The sequence below is a fragment of the Anabaena sp. 54 genome (assembly GCF_017355725.1).
Taxonomy (GTDB): domain Bacteria; phylum Cyanobacteriota; class Cyanobacteriia; order Cyanobacteriales; family Nostocaceae; genus Dolichospermum; species Dolichospermum heterosporum.
On the sequence record NZ_JAAVWA010000040.1, the window covers coordinates 22,715 to 39,054 of the forward strand.

The following is a 16,340-nucleotide window of genomic DNA, read 5'->3' on the forward strand; positions in this document are numbered from 1 at the left end:
TGGGTTGCGCTGTTGCTTAACCCAACCTACCACTATTAATAAGGAGTAGACCAAGAACGGACTTCGCCCAAAGTAACAGGAATAATATCACTCACATCAATTGTAAACCGGAATAGCTTCTTCGCCCGACGACTATTTTCAGGGTCAAAGAACTTCAATTTTACATCCCAACAATCGCTATCTAAACGACAGAAAGGACTTTTCTCTACAGTAATACTATCCAACTCCATACCTGTAGCCACAGCTTCCGCAAAGGTAGAAGCCGCTTGAAAAGCATTCGTAGAGGCAAAATTCAACGCCCTATCTTGGGAAGTTGTCCCTAAATTCCGTAAGTCATAATAAATACGGCTGAGGAAACTACCCAAAGTCCGACGAATAGACTCTTCTTGTGCTTCTGAAGCTTGTGCTTGCACTGTCTGAATAGCAGCTTGAACTAAGGTGTTAACCTTCCAACCATACATTCCCCGAATGTTGGGAACTTCAATTACTGGCACAACTTGACCAGAAAATAGTTTCACACTGCGTCCTGATAAAATACCGGGAATACTGACTCTCTCTACATAATTCTCGCTGTCTTCTGCTTGAATTTGTCCCGATAATAATTGTTGTAAAATAGCATAAACATCTCTGGCAAAAGCACCACCTGGTTCTATTGCATAGATAGGAGTTAATTCTAAATTTAAAGTCCAAATTAAAGATTTAGCTTCCGAAAGATTATCTCCTAAATAATCTACCATCTGCCGCGCATCATAGGGATTAGCGGGAATTGCTGTTCCGTCTATTTGTACTCCCGGCATTAATTGTTTAAAAGAGTCTCTTCTGGCTTCTGAACCAAAATCATAACCCAGTGTACCTAAAGCATACACTAAGTTAACTTCAGCGAGGTCGCTGGGTGCTTGACTAGCAGTAATGTAATTAGATGTACGATTTGACATGGTAGTAAATTGAGAATTGGATGAATTTGTTAAAGGTGCGGAAGTTGTCACAGCAGGAACTACTGGGAAAAATTCAGGGGGTATAAATTCTTCCGGGCTGGGTTCTGGTTCAGCACTATTTGTAATCTCTGCACAACCGCAACCAGCAGCTTCAATACTGTCAACGGTTTCTACTGTATCTAATTCTTCGGACATTGTTCCTCCTGTAAAATATGCTAATGCACCAGAAATATTTAATTTGCCTAATAAGCAACGACTAATATCGTCTGTATCCTTATCTGTGCAAGGTATAGCAGTTTCTAATAAAACCGCTCTCACCTTAGCGGGGTCGGGTGTTTCACCACGCTGAACTTGCAGACTTAGGAGTAAAGCAGCGACACCGGAAACAATGGGAGTAGCAAAGCTAGTACCACTGAGTTTTTGTGTCCCTCCCCCCGGTTTTGCCCCTAAAATGTGTTCTCCCGGTGCAAGAATGCCTTGGTTTTGATAGCTTTCTCCCCAGTTACTAAAATCTATGGGTTTACCTTGGTCATTCATTGCCCCTACTGCTAATACGGTGGGTAAAGATGCGGGAACGTGCAAACATTCGCAACCATCATTACCAGCAGCAGCCACAATTAAAACATTGTGATCTTTGCATAGTTGCACAGCCCTATCTAACCAGCCTTCTGCTTCACCATTATCAGTGAGTTGTCCAGCACTGACATTGATAATATGCGCCCCAGCATTGACGGCTTGTTCTATGGCGCGAGATAGGTCTAATTGAGAAAGTTTCTTATTATTATCACCAAAAATAGGGACGATTAACCCTCGACATTGGGGAGCAATTCCCCGTAATTCTGAGGAATTATGTTGACTAAATATGATGCTTGCTACATGAGTTCCATGTCCAGACATAGATCCATTAGCTGTCGCTTCTCCCTGAATAAGTGTTGGCAATCTTGTTAAATTTGCTGCATTAAAGCAATTATGAGATTGATCAACCAATCCGTCGAGTATAGCTACACATATTTGTGAATCACCCTGTGTCAAGTTCCATAATTCCTGTATTTCTGTTTTAATTGAGGATTTTGGCATTTAATTTGTTAATTATCTGCTTAAATATCTATTTTGCGCCATAAATATCTATTTTATGGCATTTTATTACGATTGTGCTTCTAAAACACAAAAGTAATTGTCATATTATTCGGCTGAAATGTCAACTCAATTTACATATTTTAACGGATATAATTTTTTCTTATGTCAAAAAAAAACGGTTTTAGCAAGTGTTTATTTTCTCCTGTGCTGTGGATGAAAATCAGTATTTACAAATACTTGACGGGAGGAGATAGTGATTTCCGCTTCACGGAAATATCAAGCAAACAGGAGTGTTAACAACCTGGTTTACTATAAGTAATTTTTATTGATAAGGTCTTGCCTTGAATCATAATTGTCCGTATTATCAGAATCAGGGTAGCTTCACTTAGCCTACTGATTAGTAATTGCACTTTTTATCATCTGATGGTAGGCAGTTGCATTGATTATTCTTAAAAATTCACATTAGTTAATACTAAAACTCTACCTCTCCCTAACCCTCTCCTAAGAGGAGAGGGAACAGGAAAAAACTTGAGAATTTAAAGAGTTTAAAGCCTCTCTCCTTGTAGGAGAGAGGTTTGGAGAGAGGTTTTATATAAAGCTTCTGGTGAATGACAACTCGTTAAATTACCCTTCAACACCAATTTAACGCCTTCACCAAACCAGTCTTCTTCATTACGAAGAAGTTAAACGAACAAACAAAAAGGAAAACACACCATGACTAAGAAAAACATCCGCCCCCAACAAGTTGCTCCCGTAGAACGCGAAACCATCTCTACCGCTAAGGATCAAAGCGGTCAGGGGGTAACACCCCTTAGGATTGCAGATGAAAACGTATTAGCTATAAGAAGGAACCCTTTTGCGGGCGACGACGCGGAGTAAGTCACCCCATTCTACCACTCACCTCAAAAAATATCAAAAGTCTGTTTCTACATCCCTTGGCGCACGGTTCGCCTGGATGAATTGACGGACAACCCTTGTCAGTTCGGGGGTTTCTGATACCTGGCACGGGGGAGGTGAATTAAGATACCTCTCCCTAACCCTCTCCTAAGAGGAGAGGGAACAGGAAAAAACTTGAGAATTTAAAGAGTTTAAAGCCTCTCTCCTTGTGACGTACAACCTCTGTCAGTTCAGGGGTTTCCGATACCTGGCACGGGGAATATGATACCTGGCACGGGGAATATGAATTAAGATACCTCTCCCTAACCCTCTCCTAAGAGGAGAGGGAACAGGAAAAAACTTGAGAATTTAAAGAGTTTAAAGCCTCTCTCCTTGTAGGAGAGAGGTTTGGAGAGAGGTTTTATATAAAGCTTCTGGTGAATGACAACTCGTTAAATTACCCTTCAACACCAATTTAACGCCTTCACCAAACCAGTCTTCTTCATTATGAAGAAGTTAAACGAACAAACAAAAAGGAAAACACACCATGACAAAGAAAAACATCCGCCCCCAACAAGTTGCTCCCGTAGAACGCGAAACTATCTCCACTGCCAAGGATCAAAGCGGTCAAGTGGAAGCCCAACATGCATTCATTGGATATGATCAGGATCCCACAGGTAAATATCCTTTTGCGGGCGACGACGCAGAGTAAGTCACCCCATTCTACCACTCACCTCAAAAAAGGTCAAAAGTCTATTTCTACATCCCTTGGCGCACGGTTCGCAGCGATGAATTGACGGACAACCTCTGTCAGTTCAGGGGTTTCGGATACCTGGCACGGGGGAGGTGGAACGGACGGAGATTTTTTAGGGTCACTGGTTGAACCCTTATCCGAGAGATGAACCCCAGCCAGCAGCTTGCTACCCCAGTGGCATTGGGTTGGGGTCTTCTCCTTGGGTTTATACTTTTGGCAGAAGCCTTTATACTTTCTGGCACATTCTTCTAAGCTGTTTCCTAGCCGCAGAAATGCTGGATGCCATTGAGTTAAACCATCATCGGTTAAGCGTTCATAACTGCCATAATTGCTGAAGTCATAGAAAAAACTCTGGCGCATTTTGGCAGCTTTAGGATTAGCGTGAATGTAGCGTAAAGTATTTAATGCTCTGTCTCTATCTGAAGAAGGAAACCCATCACAGTAATATCGTTTCTCCCAAAAGCTTGTGGTGAGCGAAGTCGAACCATGTCCCGTTCTTCTTAACATTCGATTGAAACACATCGCCGTGTACCAATTCAGGAAGTGCATAATTTTGGGTAACTCTTCTGACTGTTTAGGTGCAATCAAATAATGAACATGATTTGACATAATGCACAAAGCATAAAGCTGGAAATTGTATTTATCCAAAGCCTTTTTTATCGCATAAAGAAACACTTCCCGACATTCACGCCGTGATAGCTTAAATTCACGGTTATTGCAACGGATGGTAATGTGGTAAGAATATCCAGACTGTAAATTTCGAGGTTTTCTAGGCATATCTTTTAACAACAATATAAAAACCAGCCATTTATGATAGCTAATGTCACCCAAAAAGACAGATTTAAAGAACAAAAACTACAGTTTATTCGCAATCATCAACAAGCCTTTGATGTTGAGCCTATTTATCCACTCCCCTTGTTTGAAGACTTTGTGATGAATGTAGAAGGAGACTGTAGCATTGAAGCTTCTTGTAAGATAGAATTAGACAAGTTAATTGCCTCAAGATTTATGTTCTTTTTCAAAGATAAGGCACAACAATGGCAAAAATATCTCCATCAATCCCTCACTTTTTTTAATCGAGTAGAAAACCTTGTTGGTGTGCAAATTGACTACTCTCTATTGCAGCAATTTTTAGGATCTGACTTTGATTTTCGTAAAGTTACTGTTCTTTCTGCGGGGATTGATTTAAGAAGCAATCTTGCTGAATCTAGCTTAAAAATGCACATTAGAATCAAAGATTATCCCAAAAAGTTAGATCAAGCTTTATCCCTAGCCAGCAACGCTGAGGATTTGATTTCCGTACGTCGGTTTCTCTCTGTTGTTGGTTTTGATTTCTATTTCAACGGTCGTAGTGAAATTGAGCTTTATCCCGAAGTTCAAGAAGAAGATTTTGCCAAATCAGAAACCCAAAATTTGGTCTGGAGACATTTTCCAAAGTTCGTTTTAGACCCTCTAGAAGTTACCAGATTATTTGGTTTTGGCCTCTCAAAAGCTAATCATAATCCAGTTCTCTATTATAGTCTTAAAAATAAGCAAGATTTAGCTAATTATTTCAAACTCAACGATTCAGCCCAACGAGTTCACAGTTTTTATCAAAATCAGGATATTTTACCTAATATGTGGGTAGGTACTGTCCAAAAAGAGTTAGAAAAAACAAGAATCGAAAATGTTAGACTTTACTATTATAAATCCTTCAACTAATCTCTCAGCAACAGCGCAACCCAACAAAATTAAATCACAAAATCACCAAAATGTTGGGTAACATCATTCAAATGCAATTTCCAGAAGTCCAAATAAATAAAACTAAATGCCCAAAAAAATTAGAGAATTAAAACAGATGTTGCAAAAAGCAGGATTTACGTTATTACCAAAGCGGGGAAAAGGTAGTCATTCTTACTGGATTCATCCGCTTTTACCAAAACCTGTAGTCCTATCTGGCAAAGACAGCAAAGATGCAAAACCCTATCAAGAGAAAGATATAATAGAAAGTATCAAAGAACTTGAACAATTAGAAAAAGGAGATGAACTATGAAATATAGTATTTTAATTCAATGGTCCCAAGAAGATCAAGCTTATATTGCTTTTTTACCTGAGTGGGGAAAATATGCTAAAACCCACGGAGAAAGCTATGAAGAAGCTCTAGAAAATGCTAAGGAAGTGTTAGAAGATTTGCTGTATGGCTATAATCAAATCGGTAAGCCTATACCCCAACCCCAAACATTACAAAATATAGCTTAAAAAAGACATAATCTGACAATAATGATATCTATAGGTTAGATGTAGGTTGGGTTAAGCGACAGCGCAACCCAACAACATTAAATCACAAAATCACCGAAATGTTGGGTAACATCCCTCAACCCAACCTACAGAATTTAAATGACATCCTGTAAATCCTGAAATCCTGAACATCCTGATTCAGACAAAAAAATAACAAAGAAATTCATCCCAAACATCATCTAAACTAGAATTGTAATCAACCATCGTATTTTCTATGACAATTCCCATAACTATTAACTTACCCGAAAGTTTAGCTGCTTCTATCCAGCGTCTTGGAGAAGCAACAGCGCGAGAGATATCAGACGTTTTACTTGACACCCTAGAAATAGTATTACCTACCTTAGATAATCTCTCAGAAATGAGCATTAATTCAAGCATTCCTGATATTTCCGATCAGGAAGTTCTAGAATTAGCTAATTTAAAAATGGATGTAGTGCAAAATCAACGCTTGGGAGAACTACAAGCTAAAGGAAAAAATACCGGTTTAACAGCAGGAGAACGTTATGAATTATTAATTTTAATGTCCCTTTATCAAATGGGACAATTAAGAAAATCTGAAGGTTTAGCCGAAGCTGTTAAACGGGGAATAAAAACTCCTTTATTACCATAACCAAAATTACTCATATAACATCCTGTAAATCCTGAAATCCTGGACATCCTGATTGGTGACAATTTCATTTTCTGCAAAATTCGAGCAAATTTTATGATATCTACTACTGCAATTTCTCCCATCTTAACTATTCCTCCCCTAGAAAACGGCGACAAATTAACCCGTTATGAATTTGAACGGCGTTATCATGCCATGCCGAATCTCAAAAAAGCCGAATTAATTGAAGGAGTAGTTTACGTGGCATCACCATTAAGAATCAAAAGTCATGGAGAACCCCATGCTTATATTATGACTTGGCTGGGAGTTTATAAAGCAGCTACACCGGGCATAGGTTTCGCCGATAATGCCACAGTGCTAATAGATACAGATAACGAACCACAACCGGATGCTTTATTAAGAATTGAAACAGGAGGACAATCAAGAATAAATAAAGATGATTATGTAGAAGGTGCGCCAGAATTAATAGTAGAAATTGCTGCTTCTAGTGCTTCTTATGATTTACATGAAAAACTCAAAGTTTATCGTCGTAATCAAGTCCAAGAATATTTAATCTGGCGAGTTTATGACTATCAATTTGATTGGTTTAGGTTACAACAAGGGGAGTATATTCAACTTCAACCCAATACAGATAATATAATTTGTTCCCAAATATTCCCCGGTTTATGGTTAGATAAAATAGCATTATTAGGAGGAGATTTAGGTACAGTATTAGCTGTTTTGCAGCAGGGTTTAGCAAGTCCAGAACATGAGAATTTTATTAGTAGATTATCTAGTTAGTCAGAATCAGGATATCCAGGATTTTTGGTGTCAACTTAACGTAAAACCCATAGCCCGACTGGGAATGAATTCCCAGTCTCATAGCAAAAGTCATCTAAAGATGACTAAATAACCCAGAAAATTTTCAGTAAACTTTAGTTTAGTTTCGCTATTAGCCCGTAAATTCATTTCTGGGCGGGTTTGTCAGCCAACAGATAAGACATTTTTAGCCTAAGTTGCCTATAAGCATTGCTAAACCCCTAATAGCCCGACTGGGAATAAATTCCCAGTCTCATAGCAAAAGTCATCTAAAGATGACTAAATAACCCAGAAAATTTTCAGTAAACTTGAGTTTACTTTCGCTATTAGCCCGGAAATTCATTTCTGGGCGGGTTTGTCAGCCAACAGATAAGACATTTTTAGCCTAAGTTGACACCTATGAGCATTGCTAAACCCCTATTGGTGACAATTATCTAGTTAGCAGCAGTTACCATCCAAACTAAAATTCCTAAAATGACATCAACAGGAGGAAGTGGATAATCTGTAAAATCAATTGTTACAGTTTGTTCGGTTAATTGTAGAAATCGCCAAACAGTACCATTAGTCACGCTACCATAAATTGTAGGAATAGATTGATTATTAATTTCATTAAATTTTTGAGCAGCAATCATTTCCGCAATACACTGGCCAATACCCGGATTTAAGTCTGATTTTTTAGCTTCCACAATCATAACTGCTGGTGCTTCAACTTCTAACTGTTCTGCTGAAAGACTGAGAACAAAATCACAAACTCCATTCAATCCTAAAGCCGAATCTACAGTAAAATCCGCACCAGAGAATAGACTAATTTTTCTTTCTAAAATCTTACGTACTTCTAGTAAAACCGGACTAATGATTAATTCAGAACGAGCCTTTTCACTTCCCGTCGCTATAGCTAATGGCAAACTTTCTGCTAAAAAATCAGTCAGGGTTGCACTAGCAGCAATTGGTTGGATTTCTGGCAGAAACTTTTTATTTTCAACGGTATTTATGCCAAAGGTTTGCTTAACTTTTTTGAGAGTAAAATCACTATATGACATAATGTAAATATTTCCAAAAATGATGTAAAATCTATGTGAAAATCAACCAACAGCAAAATCTGTATATTGTCGCACTAAAGGTTCATGAAATGCTAAAACAATATCTGATTTTGGCACTCCTAATTTAACTAACTCATCTGCTATACCAATTTCAGTTCCATCATGTTGTATCCAAATTTTCTGATCTTTAATATCCAAATGCAAAACACAACCATGCTGCCGTCTTCTGTTTTTCCAACCCACATACATCAATTGATAATGATCACCAAAAGTATCAAAAATCAATTGTTGTTCAATTTCATCTTTAGCTGAACCTAATTGAGCATATTCTGTGATCACTTGTTTGACATAATTGCGATATTGTTCTAGTTTTTCCATGCTACAATTACCTCCTGAACTGGATCATAAATCATGATTTTAAGTTGGGAACGCTGAACAACTGTTTTAATAAACTGCAATTGAAAGAAAGAGTAATAAATTCCTGAAGGAACAGCTAAATATAAAACTCGTTCTGGTTGTTGTTCTTCTAATGCCAAATGATAATTAAAAAATTGTCCAATGGCTTGATGAAATTGAGAAATATTAGATGTACCAATAAAACTCTTAATTTCCACCGCTATTTTTTCTCCTTCTCTTTCAGCAGCTAAAACTTGTTCCGCACCGAGATCAATATACATTTCCACATCACCAACTTCTATCCTTAAAGGATCATCTGTAATTACCCAACCTTCTTTTTCTAACCCTATCCTAACAGCATCATGAAAAACATCTTTAGCTGGCATTAACTTTATAAAAAATTAGACTTTTCACCCACAATTATAACATCAATTACAATAACACAATCAAAACCTATGCCTAACCTTACCGACATCCCCGGAATTTCCCAAATTTGGACACGCACAAAAGGCGACCCCCGCATTAAAATTGCTATCCTTGATGGTTCAGCCGACTTAGAACGTAGTTGTTTTCAAGGGGCAAAATTTAGTCAATTTAAACCCTATTGGGCAGAAGATATTGAACTTAACGAAGAATACTATTATTATCTCAATTTATCTTTAGAATTTAACCAACAACAAAAAGACAAAAAAGACGACCCCGACCACGATAAAGAAGAATCAAAAAAAGAACGAGAGGCATTTTTTGCACCTTTCCCTCCAGCTATTAGACAACGCATTGAATTATCCAGTCATGCTACTCACATTTCTAGCACTATCTTAGGACAACACGGTACACCAGCCCCTGGTATTGCCCCTTTATGTACAGCATTAAATATTCCTATTTCCTTCGCTAATGATGATTTTATTTCCCCTATCAACCTTACCCACGCTATTAATACCGCTTGGCAATGGGGAGCGAATATTATCCATATCGCTGCTTGTCACCCTACCCAAACCGGAGTAGCACCAGATTTATTTGCCCGTGCTGTGAAACAATGCCAAGATAACAATATGTTAATTGTTGCCCCAGGTGGTAATGATAAAGGGGAATGTTGGTGTATTCCCTCTATTCTTCCTGGTGTGATTACAGTGGGTGCAATGCGAGATGATGGCCAACCGTTTAAATTTAGTAATTATGGCGGAGAATATCAAAATAAAGGGGTAATGGCTAACGGTGAAAATATTTTAGGCGCCCAACCGGGAACAGAAGAACCTATCAGAGAAAAAGGGACTAGTTGCGCTGCACCCATTGTCACAGGTATTTCTGCATTGTTAATGAGTCTGCAATTGCAACGAGGAGAACAACCCAACGCTGAAGCAGTGCGTCAAGCAATTTTAAATAGTGCTATTCCCTGTAACCCGGAAGAAGTGGAAGAACCAGAACGCTGTTTATTAGGTAAGTTGAATATTCCCGGTGCGTTTCAATTATTGACGGGAGAAAAGTTAGAACCTCACCTCCAGCCCCTCTCCTATCAGGGAGTACAAGAACCTCACCCCCAACCCCTCTCCTACCAGGGAGTACAAGAACCTCACCCCCAACCCCTCTCCTACGAGGAGAGGGGAGTAGGAATCTCTCGTTCCCAGGTTCTACCTGGGAATGCTACATTAGAGGCTCTGCCTCTCACTATACCGTCAGGCAGAGCCTTGGAGACGGCATTCCCAGTCGGAGACTGGGAACGAGAAACTTTAGTTATTAGCCAGGGAATTAATTCCTCAACTGATTCTATTACCCCTAGTGCAGCTTCTAAATTGGTTTATGCTTTAGGAACTATTGGTTATGATTTTGGTAATGAAGCCAGAAGGGACTCGTTTAAACAATTAATGCCAGCAGTGAATATGGACGGGGCAATTATCCCTGCTAATCCCTATGATAGCCGACAAATGGTTGATTACTTGTCAGTAAATCCCGCCGAAGCTAAACCTTTAATTTGGACTCTCAACCAAGAATTAACTCCTATTTATGCTTTAGAACCTGTAAGCGGTTTTGCCGCAGATATCTATGAAATCCTGATTTTGATGTTACAGGGACAAATTCAACCAGAAAACAGTGATGATTTTGTGGAACGGGTAAGTATACCTGCAAGGTTAACAGATAGAACTGTGGAGTTATTTTCTGGTCAAGTTGTGCCTGTAATTAGTCTTACGAATACTAGGGGAATGTATGGCTGGAAAGTCAACAGTTTGGTAGATGCGGCTTTGCAAACTGTAATTACGGGAGAAACTGCACCAGCCCAAGAAATAGCTATGAGAAAGGCTTTGAGTAGTTTCTTAAATCGAGTATACTATGATTTGCAAAATTTAGGACAATTGGCAAAAGATCGAGCGTTGAATTTTTCTGTAACTAATGCTTTCCAAGCTGCTTCTAGTTTTTCTCAAGCTATTTCTACAGGGATGCAGCTTGATAGTATTGAAGTGGAAAAAAGTCCTTTCTGTCGGATTAATAGTGATTGTTGGGATGTGAAATTAAAGTTTTTTGATCCCGAAAATGGACTGAGGGCAAGAAAGGTTTATCTTTTTACTATTGACGTGAGCGATCGCATTCCTGTAACTTTAGGTCAAGTTCGTTCTTGGTCTGTGGCAAAATCAGCCTAAATTAGAATCAGGATTTACAAAACAAGAGGGTCAACAGGATTTATTTTCACATCCTGTAAACCCTGATTCAGACTATCTAGATTTTATATCTGCGATCGCTCCCCTAGTCATCGCGGCGATCGCTTTATCTGTGGCTTTGGGTAGGTGATAATATTTACCACCTGCTGTTTTCGCCAATTCCTTGGCAAAGCCAGTTGATACAAACTTACTCTCCGTATCAATTACCAATAATTGCATCCCTGAAGCCCGAATTCTGGCTGCAATATCTAATAATTCGGCTTTGATATCCGGTTTTTCTCCCGGTTCTATGGTTTCACCTAAAGAACGAGCCAGAGGAATATTACCACGACCATCAGTAATTGCCACGATAACAACTTGACCGATATCTCCACCCATTTGGGCATTTATCCCCACCCGCACGGCTTGAGTTAACCCATGTGCGAGGGGTGAACCACCACCGCAGGGCAATCTTTCTAAGCGATTTTTGGCTAAAGCAATGGAACGGGTAGGAGGTAATAATACTTCCGCTTGCTCTCCTCGGAAGGGGATCAAAGAGATTTGATCCCGGTTTTGATAGGCTTCTGTTAAAAGCTGCATAACTGCACCTTTGGCAGATTGCATTCTATTTAAAGCCATTGAACCAGAAGCATCCACAACAAACACCACCAAAGCACCGGCTTTTCTCACCAACCGTTTAGAACGGATATCTCCCTGTTCAACAATCACCTTTTTACCAGGTTGTCTAGCGCGGCGTGCTTTTTGATACGGGGCTGCGGCTCGCAATGTGGCATCTACGGCTATTCTCCGAGCTTTACCTTTGGGAATCATCGGTTTAATGTACCGTCCCCTATCGTCTGAAAAGATAATACTACGACTTCCTGATTTACCTTGCCGTTGTGCCATTTGGGTAAAATAAAGCACTTCTGGGTCGAGAATTACCCCTTCTGGGTCAAAGATAAACTCTTCGGGAATGTCTGGGGGTTCTTGCTGTTCTTGGTCTTCTTCTTTTTCCTCTTCCTGTTCTTCCTCTTGTTCTTCTTCTTGTTCCGACTCGTCTTGACTTTCTTGTGGTGGTGGGGGAGGTGGTGGTGGTTGGTCTGGGGGTGGTGTTTGTATTATAGTGGTTCTGGGAACTATCACCAATTCCACAGCCCGACGTAGATCTTCAGCAGTGACGGTGTTACGTCCTTCTAAGGCTGCTGCGGCTTTGGCTACGCGGACTGCAAATAGTTCTGCACGATGTCCTTCTACACCTCCGCGAATGGCTTCATTGACGAGATAGGCAATTTGCTCTTGGGTAATGGTAACTTCTTTTAACCATTCCCGTGCCAGGATGATTTGGGTTTTGAGGGAGTCTATGTCTTCGCTGTATTGTTGGAGAAATTCTGAGGGAGATTTGGAATAGGCGATCGCTTGTTCAACTGCCTGTACTCTTTGATCTATACCCAGAACTCCGTCTGCTGATAAGGCGATCGCTATTCTATCAAGTAAATGTTCCCTGAGCGCCCCTTCTTCTGGATTATAGGTGGCAATAAACAACGGTTTGCAGGGATGTTGAAAACTAATTCCTTCCCGTTCAATTTGATTCCGTCCGTCGGATAATACTGATAACAGTTGGTTACTAATTTGGTCATCTAATAGGTTGATTTCGTCCACATACAGCACACCTCGATTAGCTGTAGCCAGTAACCCCGGTTGAAAAATTGTATCACCTTGTTTAACCGACTGTTCCACGTCCACAGAACCTAAAAGTCTGTCTTCCGTAATCCCCAGAGGAATTTGCAAAAAGGGTGCAGGGATAATTTCCGTTTCTATCTCTTGTCTTTGTTCCGCTAAAAGCTTATCATCCCATTCTTCGGGGTGATTGGGGTCACAGTTGCTAACAGAACCTTTCACAACTTCAATAGGTGGTAACAAAGCGTGAATAGCACGCGCCATCACAGATTTAGCCGTACCACGACGACCTGCAATTACCACACCCCCCAAAACGGGATCAACTGCTGTCAAAAGTAAGGCTATCTTAATGGCTTCTTGACCAACCACAGCAGCCAAGGGAAAAGCAGTCATTGTCGGGGTTAGAGTAGGCGATCGCATTGTTTCCTTAATAGTTATTATAGTTTTAGCATAGCAATTCCTGGCACATTTTGGATAGTTCACATTTACCAATAGATTCATAAGTGCCACTGTCAAGTTAAAAAATTTATTTACCTTGGGTAAAATGGAGCTACAGAAATGGTACAACAACTCACACCAGAAACCAAACCAGAAATTATCTACCCTGATAGTGATGGAAATCCCATGGCTGATAATACAGAACATTATGAATGGATAGTTAAAATTAAAGAAAATTTAGAAATATTATTTGCATCAGAAAATGATGTTTTCATCGCAGGTGATTTACTTTGGTATCCAGTTGAGGGAAGTGTAAAAACTCGTCAAGCACCTGATGTTATGGTAATTTTCGGGAGACCAAAAGGTAAAAGAGGTTCTTACAAACAATGGGAAGAAAATAATATTGCACCTCAAGTAGTATTTGAAATTCTATCTCCAGGAAATCGTAGTCAAGAAATGGCAAAGAAACTCCTTTTTTATCAACGTCATGGCGTGGAAGAATACTATGTTTATAATCCAGACAAAATCGAATTAACAGGTTTTATTCTTGAACAAGCATGGCTAGAAGAGATTGAAGAAATCAATAATTGGGTAAGTCCCCGTTTAGGAATACGGTTTGAATTAACAGCAGATAATTTAGAAATTTATTATCCTGAAGGGCGGAAGTTTCTCACATCTCTGGAATTAAATCAACGTGCAGAGCAGGAATATCAACGTGCAGAGCAGGAATATCAACGTACAGAACAAGAACGTCAAAATTATCAAACCTTATTAGCAAAATTGCAAGCCAAAGGTATTGATATTAATACACTTTAAAAATTAGATCCCCGACTTATAAAAATATGGCGACACATTTTGTGCATGAAGTCTTATGGGATAAGGGATTTAGAATTAACACACTAGCTAATGTCTATCAACCTCAACAGCTTGAGATTCAATTTTATTAACTTCTTCTCCGATTTGATAGGTAATTATTGCTTTTACTTGATCTTTTCCAGCATAGCCGATTTTATTAGTTAGATGAATATCAATTACCGAATTTTCTAAAGGTTTTAATTCAATTTGTTTTGGCTGAAAACTAAAAGATTGTAATTTATGATCAGAAACATTACGAACTTCAATATTTTTAATGATCACCGTTTGATTTTTCATCTGATGATTTTCTAAGCTGATAAATACAGTCGCAAAACCAATATCGCGGTTAGGTTGGGGAGGAATACCTAAAGGTGGTAATTTATTCTCTTGAGATAATAAAGAAACCTTAATCATAACTTTCTTATTAACAGCTTTTGACTGTAAGTGTGAAGATGGTTGATAGTGAAAATCTGTAGGTAAATAATTACAAGAATTTACCATACCATCAAAACCGAATAAACTAAAAAGCAATAATAACGGTTTCAACCACATCACCTCCAATTATTCAAATCATTATTAAATCAGTAACCAGCAGTATAAACATTAATTATTTATACTGCTTTGAACTATGTCTATATATTAGACCATTGAATAATCGCTCTCAAAGATAATAATTGATCCCAAGTGACATTAGCATGGGTAGAACCCCAAGGGTTACGTAAGTGGAAAGTTCCATTAGTGGCATTATAGGCAGTAATGGTGTAAGCATGACCATCAACAACACCATAACCAGCGCCATAGACAAAACCCGCTGTTAACACCTGATTAGAATTAACCAAATTAATCAGTTGAGTTTGAGTCATATTGCCGACAGATTGGGAAGTAGCACTTAATCCCGTTACCTGGCGAATTACTGTATCCATCCAACCACCTTCTATAGCTGCATAGGAGTTATTTTGAGTACCACTGTAAGTACGACTCCAACCAGATTCAGCTAATTGGGCATAGGCTTTTTCTGCTAAGGCTACCCAAAGTTCATTGCTAGTGGAAGTAACAGAGCCTCCACCCCAACCAGCATAAGCGGCATAGTTTCCATAGGTTGGTAAGTAGCGATCTACTGTGACATAATCAGCTACACCGTTGTTATAAAAACGCACAGTGAAGGTATTATCACCATTGTCCGTAAACATATTTTGGATGTACTCAGGTTTTTCCTGGGCAATAGAAGCCAAAGTTGCTACATAATAGCAATCTCCCACCGCTCCTTGGTAAATATCATCAGCACTAGCACCATTTTGGAACAGAGAACCACTAGCATAACTATAGATATAACCTGTATCGGGGCGATCAGTACCTAAGAACCACTTACCAATCAGATTTTCCATTTGGGTATCACTACTACCGGCAAACAAGTTACCAAAACCGGAACGAGTGTTAGCTGCATCACTATTGGCAATCTTATTAGACAGGAGTTTCACAGAATCAGCCATAGTGAAGAGGGTAGAGTTACCAACAAGAGTCCGTAAGTCAGTTAACTCATTGGCATCAATTACACTACCATCTTTAGCATCGCGGAAAATGGAAATCATATCATTGCGACTCAAATTACCATCAGCAGCTAAGGAACTGGTTAAAGTGATAATTTGAGCATCTAGTAGATTTTGACTGTACCAATCTGTGGGAGTTGGAGTTGGAGTTGGAGTTGGCGTGGGAGTTGGAGTTGGTGCAACAGCAGTGGCATTTAAGGACAAACTGTAGTTAGTGTCGCCACTATATTGAAACACCCGCACATAATAAGCACCTGCACTCAACTGAGTATTAATGGATTCAGAAACAATTCCATCAGTATAAGAACCGGAAATTACAGTACCAGAACTATCGAGTAATTCAACATCTGGATCAGCACTTAAGCCTGTTAAATTTAGACTAAAGTTACTTTGTGTGCCTACATTGAAACTATAGTAATCATTAGTATCAGCA

General features: G+C 39.2%; 17 protein-coding genes. 9 read left to right on the forward strand and 8 right to left on the reverse strand.

The window, feature by feature from the left end:
- Positions 1 to 35 precede the first annotated feature (35 nt).
- Positions 36 to 2,012 (reverse strand): PatA/PatG family cyanobactin maturation protease, encoded by a 1,977-nt coding sequence (locus HEQ36_RS23410; RefSeq protein ID WP_168637024.1) that lies wholly within the window; start codon positions 2,010 to 2,012, stop codon positions 36 to 38.
- A gap of 714 nt (positions 2,013 to 2,726) precedes the next feature.
- Between HEQ36_RS23410 and HEQ36_RS26105 the strand changes: the two genes are divergently transcribed.
- Both HEQ36_RS26105 and HEQ36_RS23415 read left to right on the forward strand, forming a co-directional pair.
- Positions 2,727 to 2,891: an anacyclamide/piricyclamide family prenylated cyclic peptide gene (locus HEQ36_RS26105; protein ID WP_367272419.1), complete on the forward strand. Its 165-nt coding sequence runs from the start codon at positions 2,727 to 2,729 to the stop codon at positions 2,889 to 2,891.
- Positions 2,892 to 3,435: 544 nt separating this feature from the next.
- Positions 3,436 to 3,600 (forward strand): anacyclamide/piricyclamide family prenylated cyclic peptide, encoded by a 165-nt coding sequence (locus tag HEQ36_RS23415; RefSeq protein ID WP_168637025.1) that lies wholly within the window; start codon positions 3,436 to 3,438, stop codon positions 3,598 to 3,600.
- A gap of 33 nt (positions 3,601 to 3,633) precedes the next feature.
- Here the strand turns inward: HEQ36_RS23415 and HEQ36_RS23420 are convergent, their stop codons facing one another.
- Positions 3,634 to 4,419, reverse strand: coding sequence for a transposase (locus HEQ36_RS23420; protein ID WP_168637026.1), 786 nt, complete (start codon positions 4,417 to 4,419; stop codon positions 3,634 to 3,636).
- Positions 4,420 to 4,452: 33 nt separating this feature from the next.
- On the opposite strand from HEQ36_RS23420, the gene HEQ36_RS23425 reads away from it, so the two are divergent.
- The 5 genes from HEQ36_RS23425 (at position 4,453) to HEQ36_RS23445 (ending at position 7,306) form a co-directional block, all read left to right on the forward strand.
- On the forward strand, positions 4,453 to 5,343 hold the full coding sequence (locus HEQ36_RS23425) for a DUF5838 family protein (protein ID WP_168637027.1): 891 nt from the start codon (positions 4,453 to 4,455) through the stop codon (positions 5,341 to 5,343).
- Positions 5,344 to 5,449: 106 nt separating this feature from the next.
- A complete protein-coding gene (locus HEQ36_RS23430) occupies positions 5,450 to 5,674 on the forward strand; it encodes a type II toxin-antitoxin system HicA family toxin (protein ID WP_028083551.1) in 225 nt (74 codons plus the stop codon).
- Positions 5,671 to 5,880 (forward strand): type II toxin-antitoxin system HicB family antitoxin, encoded by a 210-nt coding sequence (locus HEQ36_RS23435; protein ID WP_168359010.1) that lies wholly within the window; start codon positions 5,671 to 5,673, stop codon positions 5,878 to 5,880. Before HEQ36_RS23430 ends, HEQ36_RS23435 begins: the two co-directional genes overlap by 4 nt.
- 253 nt (positions 5,881 to 6,133) lie before the next feature.
- Positions 6,134 to 6,529 carry a hypothetical protein gene (locus tag HEQ36_RS23440; protein ID WP_168637028.1) on the forward strand — a complete coding sequence of 132 codons (396 nt, stop codon included), beginning with the start codon at positions 6,134 to 6,136 and terminating at the stop codon, positions 6,527 to 6,529.
- Positions 6,530 to 6,622: 93 nt separating this feature from the next.
- A complete protein-coding gene (locus HEQ36_RS23445) occupies positions 6,623 to 7,306 on the forward strand; it encodes a Uma2 family endonuclease (RefSeq protein ID WP_205748627.1) in 684 nt (227 codons plus the stop codon).
- 452 nt (positions 7,307 to 7,758) lie between these two features.
- Here the strand turns inward: HEQ36_RS23445 and HEQ36_RS23450 are convergent, their stop codons facing one another.
- The 3 genes from HEQ36_RS23450 to HEQ36_RS23460 are packed head-to-tail and all read right to left on the reverse strand — an operon-like array spanning position 7,759 to position 9,146.
- On the reverse strand, positions 7,759 to 8,364 hold the full coding sequence (locus HEQ36_RS23450; protein WP_168637029.1) for a hypothetical protein: 606 nt from the start codon (positions 8,362 to 8,364) through the stop codon (positions 7,759 to 7,761).
- Between the two features lie 42 nt (positions 8,365 to 8,406).
- Complete coding sequence (locus HEQ36_RS23455; RefSeq protein ID WP_053539216.1) at positions 8,407 to 8,742, reverse strand: XisI protein; 336 nt, start codon at positions 8,740 to 8,742, stop codon at positions 8,407 to 8,409.
- Positions 8,730 to 9,146 (reverse strand): XisH family protein, encoded by a 417-nt coding sequence (locus tag HEQ36_RS23460; protein WP_168637030.1) that lies wholly within the window; start codon positions 9,144 to 9,146, stop codon positions 8,730 to 8,732. Before HEQ36_RS23460 ends, HEQ36_RS23455 begins: the two co-directional genes overlap by 13 nt.
- Before the next feature lie 69 nt (positions 9,147 to 9,215).
- Between HEQ36_RS23460 and HEQ36_RS23465 the strand changes: the two genes are divergently transcribed.
- Positions 9,216 to 11,393, forward strand: coding sequence for a PatA/PatG family cyanobactin maturation protease (locus HEQ36_RS23465; RefSeq protein ID WP_168637031.1), 2,178 nt, complete (start codon positions 9,216 to 9,218; stop codon positions 11,391 to 11,393).
- A 72-nt stretch (positions 11,394 to 11,465) separates the two neighbouring features.
- Here the strand turns inward: HEQ36_RS23465 and bchD are convergent, their stop codons facing one another.
- On the reverse strand, positions 11,466 to 13,487 hold the full coding sequence (gene bchD / locus HEQ36_RS23470) for a magnesium chelatase ATPase subunit D (protein ID WP_168637115.1): 2,022 nt from the start codon (positions 13,485 to 13,487) through the stop codon (positions 11,466 to 11,468).
- Positions 13,488 to 13,625: 138 nt separating this feature from the next.
- Here bchD and HEQ36_RS23475 point away from each other — a divergent pair, with 138 nt between their 5' ends.
- Positions 13,626 to 14,321, forward strand: coding sequence for a Uma2 family endonuclease (locus HEQ36_RS23475; RefSeq protein ID WP_053539220.1), 696 nt, complete (start codon positions 13,626 to 13,628; stop codon positions 14,319 to 14,321).
- A gap of 87 nt (positions 14,322 to 14,408) precedes the next feature.
- On the opposite strand, the gene HEQ36_RS23480 is transcribed toward HEQ36_RS23475, so the two are convergent.
- Both HEQ36_RS23480 and HEQ36_RS23485 read right to left on the reverse strand, forming a co-directional pair.
- Positions 14,409 to 14,912, reverse strand: coding sequence for a hypothetical protein (locus tag HEQ36_RS23480; protein WP_233455580.1), 504 nt, complete (start codon positions 14,910 to 14,912; stop codon positions 14,409 to 14,411).
- A gap of 80 nt (positions 14,913 to 14,992) precedes the next feature.
- The coding region (locus HEQ36_RS23485) for a C2 family cysteine protease (RefSeq protein WP_290708575.1) at positions 14,993 to 16,340 on the reverse strand (1,348 nt) is incomplete at its 5' end.

What these genes read in the sequence shown, in the direction of transcription:
- HEQ36_RS23410 (WP_168637024.1), bottom strand. Translation starts at nt 2,012, where the DNA reads ATGCCAAAATCCTCAATTAAAACAGAAATACAGGAATTATGGAACTTG.
- HEQ36_RS26105 (WP_367272419.1), top strand. Translation starts at nt 2,727, where the DNA reads ATGACTAAGAAAAACATCCGCCCCCAACAAGTTGCTCCCGTAGAACGC.
- HEQ36_RS23415 (WP_168637025.1), top strand. Translation starts at nt 3,436, where the DNA reads ATGACAAAGAAAAACATCCGCCCCCAACAAGTTGCTCCCGTAGAACGC.
- HEQ36_RS23420 (WP_168637026.1), bottom strand. Translation starts at nt 4,419, where the DNA reads ATGCCTAGAAAACCTCGAAATTTACAGTCTGGATATTCTTACCACATT.
- HEQ36_RS23425 (WP_168637027.1), top strand. Translation starts at nt 4,453, where the DNA reads ATGATAGCTAATGTCACCCAAAAAGACAGATTTAAAGAACAAAAACTA.
- HEQ36_RS23430 (WP_028083551.1), top strand. Translation starts at nt 5,450, where the DNA reads ATGCCCAAAAAAATTAGAGAATTAAAACAGATGTTGCAAAAAGCAGGA.
- HEQ36_RS23435 (WP_168359010.1), top strand. Translation starts at nt 5,671, where the DNA reads ATGAAATATAGTATTTTAATTCAATGGTCCCAAGAAGATCAAGCTTAT.
- HEQ36_RS23440 (WP_168637028.1), top strand. Translation starts at nt 6,134, where the DNA reads ATGACAATTCCCATAACTATTAACTTACCCGAAAGTTTAGCTGCTTCT.
- HEQ36_RS23445 (WP_205748627.1), top strand. Translation starts at nt 6,623, where the DNA reads ATGATATCTACTACTGCAATTTCTCCCATCTTAACTATTCCTCCCCTA.
- HEQ36_RS23450 (WP_168637029.1), bottom strand. Translation starts at nt 8,364, where the DNA reads ATGTCATATAGTGATTTTACTCTCAAAAAAGTTAAGCAAACCTTTGGC.
- HEQ36_RS23455 (WP_053539216.1), bottom strand. Translation starts at nt 8,742, where the DNA reads ATGGAAAAACTAGAACAATATCGCAATTATGTCAAACAAGTGATCACA.
- HEQ36_RS23460 (WP_168637030.1), bottom strand. Translation starts at nt 9,146, where the DNA reads ATGCCAGCTAAAGATGTTTTTCATGATGCTGTTAGGATAGGGTTAGAA.
- HEQ36_RS23465 (WP_168637031.1), top strand. Translation starts at nt 9,216, where the DNA reads ATGCCTAACCTTACCGACATCCCCGGAATTTCCCAAATTTGGACACGC.
- bchD (WP_168637115.1), bottom strand. Translation starts at nt 13,487, where the DNA reads ATGCGATCGCCTACTCTAACCCCGACAATGACTGCTTTTCCCTTGGCT.
- HEQ36_RS23475 (WP_053539220.1), top strand. Translation starts at nt 13,626, where the DNA reads ATGGTACAACAACTCACACCAGAAACCAAACCAGAAATTATCTACCCT.
- HEQ36_RS23480 (WP_233455580.1), bottom strand. Translation starts at nt 14,912, where the DNA reads ATGTGGTTGAAACCGTTATTATTGCTTTTTAGTTTATTCGGTTTTGAT.